This is a genomic window from Hydrogenophaga sp., from assembly GCF_026125825.1.
Taxonomy (GTDB): Bacteria; Pseudomonadota; Gammaproteobacteria; order Burkholderiales; family Burkholderiaceae_C; genus Hydrogenophaga.
On record NZ_JAHCKK010000164.1, the window covers coordinates 1 to 4,864 of the forward strand.

Annotated in this window: 6 protein-coding genes and 1 pseudogene; all 7 read right to left on the bottom strand. The window is 65.4% G+C overall.

The genetic code is table 11. From position 1 onward, the window contains the following. Positions 1–727, bottom strand: a 727-nt coding sequence (locus KIT86_RS24125) for a hypothetical protein (protein ID WP_297403129.1), incomplete at its 3' end; no start/stop codon positions are given. Continuing rightward, positions 714–908 (bottom strand): hypothetical protein, encoded by a 195-nt coding sequence (locus KIT86_RS24130; protein WP_297403131.1) that lies wholly within the window; start codon positions 906–908, stop codon positions 714–716. The genes KIT86_RS24130 and KIT86_RS24125, both read right to left, overlap by 14 nt. Positions 909–1,076: 168 nt before the next feature. Then, positions 1,077–2,504 (bottom strand): ATP-binding protein, encoded by a 1,428-nt coding sequence (locus KIT86_RS24135; RefSeq protein ID WP_297403133.1) that lies wholly within the window; start codon positions 2,502–2,504, stop codon positions 1,077–1,079. A gap of 970 nt (positions 2,505–3,474) precedes the next feature. Next, positions 3,475–3,759 (bottom strand): ankyrin repeat domain-containing protein, encoded by a 285-nt coding sequence (locus KIT86_RS25250; protein ID WP_367185468.1) that lies wholly within the window; start codon positions 3,757–3,759, stop codon positions 3,475–3,477. A gap of 12 nt (positions 3,760–3,771) precedes the next feature. Continuing rightward, the gene (locus KIT86_RS25255; protein WP_367185469.1) at positions 3,772–4,068 is read right to left on the bottom strand and encodes an ankyrin repeat domain-containing protein; all 297 of its coding nucleotides are present in this window, start codon (positions 4,066–4,068) and stop codon (positions 3,772–3,774) included. Beyond that, positions 4,048–4,431: pseudogene (locus KIT86_RS24145) on the bottom strand (ankyrin repeat domain-containing protein); the annotation flags it as partial. The pseudogene KIT86_RS24145 and the gene KIT86_RS25255, both read right to left, overlap by 21 nt. Positions 4,432–4,443: 12 nt before the next feature. Next, positions 4,444–4,864, bottom strand: a 421-nt coding sequence (locus KIT86_RS24150) for an ankyrin repeat domain-containing protein (protein WP_297403135.1), incomplete at its 5' end; no start/stop codon positions are given.

Sequence of the window (4,864 nt, forward strand, 5' to 3'; positions counted from 1 at the left end):
GACTTCCGCGCAGGTGCGTGGGGCTGATCCTCGTGCCGACCACAAAGGCCTCGCCGGCATGGTCCATGGCGTCCTGGTCGTAGGCGCTGCCCGCGTGCAGGAACTGCGCGACAAAGTGGTTGCCTTCCATGTTGCTTATCAGCCCCGACAGGCGATAGGAGCCACGCAGCTCGCCTGCAGCGATCTCGATGGCCTCCTCGGGGTCCAATGCGTCGAAGAAGTCCTTCCCGGCTCCCGGACAGAGAATCGTGTCGTAGTTCGCGATCACCACAGGCGGCAGCCGCCCACTCGCGCCGACGAGCCCGTACGTGCACTTGCGTGCCTGGCGGCGTGTGACTCTCTGGCCCGGGTCACGACACGGGTGCGACGTCCGCGGCTGCGTCAGGAGCTCGACCATGCGCTCGTTCACGGCAGCGCTGACGGTCGTCGTGGGATCCAGTGTGTCCAGCGCACCCTCGCGATGCGCCACGAACGCGGCCACGTCGACCTTCAGCTCGCCCTCCTCGATCGGCACGCGCAGCACTGTGCCATGGGAGGCGCACTTCTCGTTCTCGCACACGAGCTCGGCGGCGACGGCGCAGGTGCGGAGAGATGCGAGCCACTGCAGCGGAACGAGGGCTTGATCAACGTCTCCCCAGAGGGATGCCACTCCCGGCGCGATCGACTCGCCGCAGAGGGCCATGTGCGCGAGCCGCGCCTGGCGCGCACGCGCATCACGCGGTGGCAAGGCAGGCGGCTCGCCGTGCCTGCGGGATGCGGAGACTGTTGGGCTCCGCGATGGAGCCCTGCCAGAACAGGCGTCCGACGTCGTCCAGTTGGGCCAGGCGCGCGTCCAGCGGCTTGCCGTGGTCAATGAACGCGCGGATGCAGGGCGAGTTGGCCATGGCGTGCATCGCGACGACCAACACGAGCGCTCCACGTCGCCCATCGTCACCCTCCCCACATGGCGCTGACATCCCGGTGCATGCGCTCGCGTCGCAGCTGGGGATCGCGTGCTGACACACCAAGCTGTCTATGGCCATGCGCTCGCCTCGCGCAGCTGCCATGGCCGCAGCATGCTGCGCGCATTCCTCGGCCTAGCTCTTCTTGCGCGCCCGGGCGTCCTTGATGTCCTTCGAGTGCTGAAGCTCGTTGTACGCCGTCCGCATTGCGCCCCGATGCCAGGTCAACTTGTCGTTGACTCCCCTGTGGAGAATGTTCCTGCTGATAAGAACATCTGCTGCGCTATCAAACAGCACCATGGTCGGCCATCCCTTGGTGCTGCGCGCGTCAAAGGCATCCCGCGTGCTCGTCTCGGGCGTCGTCAGCAAGTGATCCAGCAGCAGCACCGCCGCGGGCTGGATGCCGTTGAACTTGGGCTTGAGAATCTCCTCCTTCGCCAGAGACTTGACGGTACCGTTGACTAGCTTCACGGCTTCATGAACGAGTTGCGCTACCTTGCCCTCCACCACGTATTGCTCTATCTCTTCCCCAGGCTTGCGATTCCCCAGGACGCGTTCGAAGATGTCGCGCGCGCCCGTGCCAATCTGCTCGATCACATGCGACACTAGCGCCGGCTCCAGGTGCCACACCTGCTGCAGGTGCTCCCGCATCGCCGCCTCGCTGATCGGGTTCAGCTCGTAGACCGCGACCGCGTTGCTCCACCCCGACATCGACCGCAGCTGCGACGGCAGGTCGCCCTCGCTCGACAGGAAGACCAGGTTGAGCGCCTTGGCCTCGATGCACTCCGCGAGGAACTGCAGCAGCGAGCGCGCCGTGTACACCAGGCCCTGCACGTCCTCGACGATGACCGTCGCGAACCGCCCCGTCTTCGCATGGTACTCGCGAATGGCCTCGGGGATGGCGCTATCCACCTTGTCCACGTCGACGCCGAATGCGCGTGCAAACGCCTTCATCGCATCCTTGCCCTCGTTCTTCGACGGTTTCATGTTGACGAACACGATGCCGTCGCGATGGTCCCCACGTGCCACCATCAGCACCGTCGACGTCTTCCCCGACCCGCTCGGCCCGACAATCACCGCCCGCCCCGGTGCCTCGAACAGGATGCTGCGCACATACGCCTTGGCCTCCTCCTCCCGCGGCAGCCAGTCCTTCTCCTCGATCCCGGCAATGGGCGTGCTGCCGGGCAGCCGCTCGAACTTCGTCTGCAGCCTGTGCAGCGCCTTCCTGGTCGCGTACGCGTCGGAGTCCCTCCATAACTTGATAATCCCCGCGCCGACGCCAACGATCGTCGCCACGGAGACGACGAGGCCAAGGTACTCCTTGCCGTAGTACGCGAGGGTGTCCACCAGGCGCCCGCCCGGCGCCGCGGACGCCCTCGCGAGCGCTGCCTGCGGCGATGTCGGCGGCGGCGGCGGCTCCGTGGCCTTGTCGCTGCTCAGCCCGCGCCGAGCAGGGCACAGCGGCGGCAGTCGCAGCGCGGGCGGCCGATGCCACGTGACGGCGCCGTCACGCGCGCGTAGGCCGAGGCCCGCCGCCGTCCGCAGCCGCCCCAGCACGCTCATGCTTGACCCTGTGCGGGCATCAAGGTGCAGAGAACGGGGGACGCGCGACTCAGTCACTGCGCAAGGGCAGCGGCTGCCGTGTCGCGCTCGCGTGCGCGTCCGCCTGGCCTACCTTCGCTCCTGACCTGACGCCCTCGCGGGCGTGCCTCTGACACGCGTCCGGCTCCGTCGGCTGCAGCCCGGCGCCGACGCCTGCGTTTCCTGGGAGTGGGGGAGCGAGAAGGGAGAGAGAAGAGAGTGGAGAGAGTGAGGGCGGCCGCGCGCGCGAGGGTCGCGACCGCGTTGTGATGAAATGGCGCACACGCGGTGATGGAATGTGCTCGTGTGTGTGTGTTGTTTGATGCGCACGAGGTCGCGCGCGTCCGAACACCGCCGCCCGGCCCACCACCGCCGCCGAGGGTCACGTGGTTCGGAGCGTCGTCCGGGGTGCCGCACGTGACCCGCACTCTGCGGTGCGGATGGTTGCGCGGCGAGCGGCCACCAGCCTCTCCTCGTCTGCTCCTCCCCCCACACGCCCATGGAGTTGTGGAAGGTGGAAGCACGCGTGCATCGCTCGGCTGCATGTGAGGAAGGGAGGGAATGGCCTCCATGGGTAGGCACAAGGGACCACGCGTCGTCGTGTTTGTCGCGCGCATCCGTGTCATGGCCCCTCCGAAGCATCCCTTCTCCCAAGCATCGTCCACAATAGTGCGCACGGCGTGCCACAGTGTGCGGCACAGCTGCGCACAGTATGTGCTGCCCACTGCTTGCACGCAGCGGTCGTAGTGGAAAGTGACCTTGTCTGGCTTCGCCCTTCGGTACTGTTTCATGCTTGGTGATGAACGTAGCCTGGGTGATGAGGACCACAATGACGCACGTATCATATTGTCCTCTACGCTACCGGCAGGCGAGCATGGCTCGCGGGGCAAGCGCATGGTGTAAAGAGAAGCAGTTAAGCCGCTCCTTGCTGTAGCAGTGGGCCTATTGCATGTCAGGGTGCCCGTTGGGCTTGTAGAGATTCCCACTCACGCAGTAGGCTCGCACAGTCCGCCTTGGGGGATAAGGTCGCGTAGTCTAAGGGCCTTTTTCCGGCTTTGGTGACGAATTGAGAGGGAAAGACACATCCGATCAGCGCTCGCACGCAGTCTTTGTGGCCGCTCCATGCCGCAAGGTGAAGCGGCGTACCGCTGCCCTTGTTCCTTGCATTCCAGTTGGCACCGTGCTCCAGTAGTTCCCGAAAGCAGACTGTGGTGCCGTAGCCAGCTGCAGCATGCAACGGCGTCTTGCCCTAAGCATTCGGGTCGGCACCATGCGCAAGTAGCAGTCGCACGCACTCAGCCTTTCCGGTCACATGGCAATCGTGGACGGTACCCTGACCACTAGGTCGCTTCAAATGCATGCAGTCGATAGTAGTCTCGCCGGCCGCCCAGTGCAGAGGAGTCCCACTGTAGTCCTTGGCATTCACGTCCGCGCCACGATCAAGTAGGGCGCGAACGCAGTCTACCCGGCCATTGGCACACGCCCAGTGTAGCGGCGTTTCGTAGTTCAGAGCGACGCCGGTGCCCTGTTCGAGTAGCAATAGCATGCAGTCAACATGGCCGGCCGCCGCCGCCCAGAACAACGGTGATGACATGCCTTCGTCGTCGGTCGCGTTAACTTCGGCGCCATACTCAAGCAGCACCCGAATGCATTCTGCACTGCCACCGTCGGCCGCCCAATGCAGCGGCGTCGAGCCATCGTGGAAACTGCATTCCCTAGGGTCGCTCCCGTCCCTCGCGTTGACATCGGCACCGTGCTCGAGCATGACCCGTACGCAGTCCACGTGGCCGTTCCACGCCGCGCGGTGCAGTGGGGACGCGCCGTCACTGCTCGACGCGTTCACGTCGGCGCCGTGCTCGAGCAGAACTCGGACGCAGTCCACATGCCCGCTCCACGCCGCGCGGTGAAGGGCCGTCCAGTATCAGTATCCCCCGCTCCATCGGCCCTGGTGCACACCGGCCTTGCTCCTTGCATTGACATCGGCGCCGCGATCGAGCAGCATCCGCACACAGTCCACCATCCCGCTTTCGGCTGCGCAATGCAATGGCGTCGCGCCACGCTCGTCCACCGCATTCACGCTGGATTCGCGGGCAATGAAACCCCACCACTCGACGGGCAGGTCGTTGCGATTGCTTCGGTTCGCAGCCAAGAGAAGGTGGGTCACAAGTGGAGCACCAACGCTGTGCAGGCGAAGCTCGGCAAAGAGGCGCGGCTCGCTCAGCATGATCCGGTCAGCGAGGCTGTCATGCAGCCCATTGTTGTCAGCAACATGGCGTGAGAGTGCGTGCCACGTGTACTCCGCGCGCATGGCGTACAGCAGCCGGCACGCGCTCGCGATTCTC

What these genes read in the sequence shown, in the direction of transcription:
- KIT86_RS25255 (WP_367185469.1), bottom strand. Translation starts at nt 4,068, where the DNA reads ATGCTATTGCTACTCGAACAGGGCACCGGCGTCGCTCTGAACTACGAA.
- KIT86_RS24135 (WP_297403133.1), bottom strand. Translation starts at nt 2,504, where the DNA reads ATGAGCGTGCTGGGGCGGCTGCGGACGGCGGCGGGCCTCGGCCTACGC.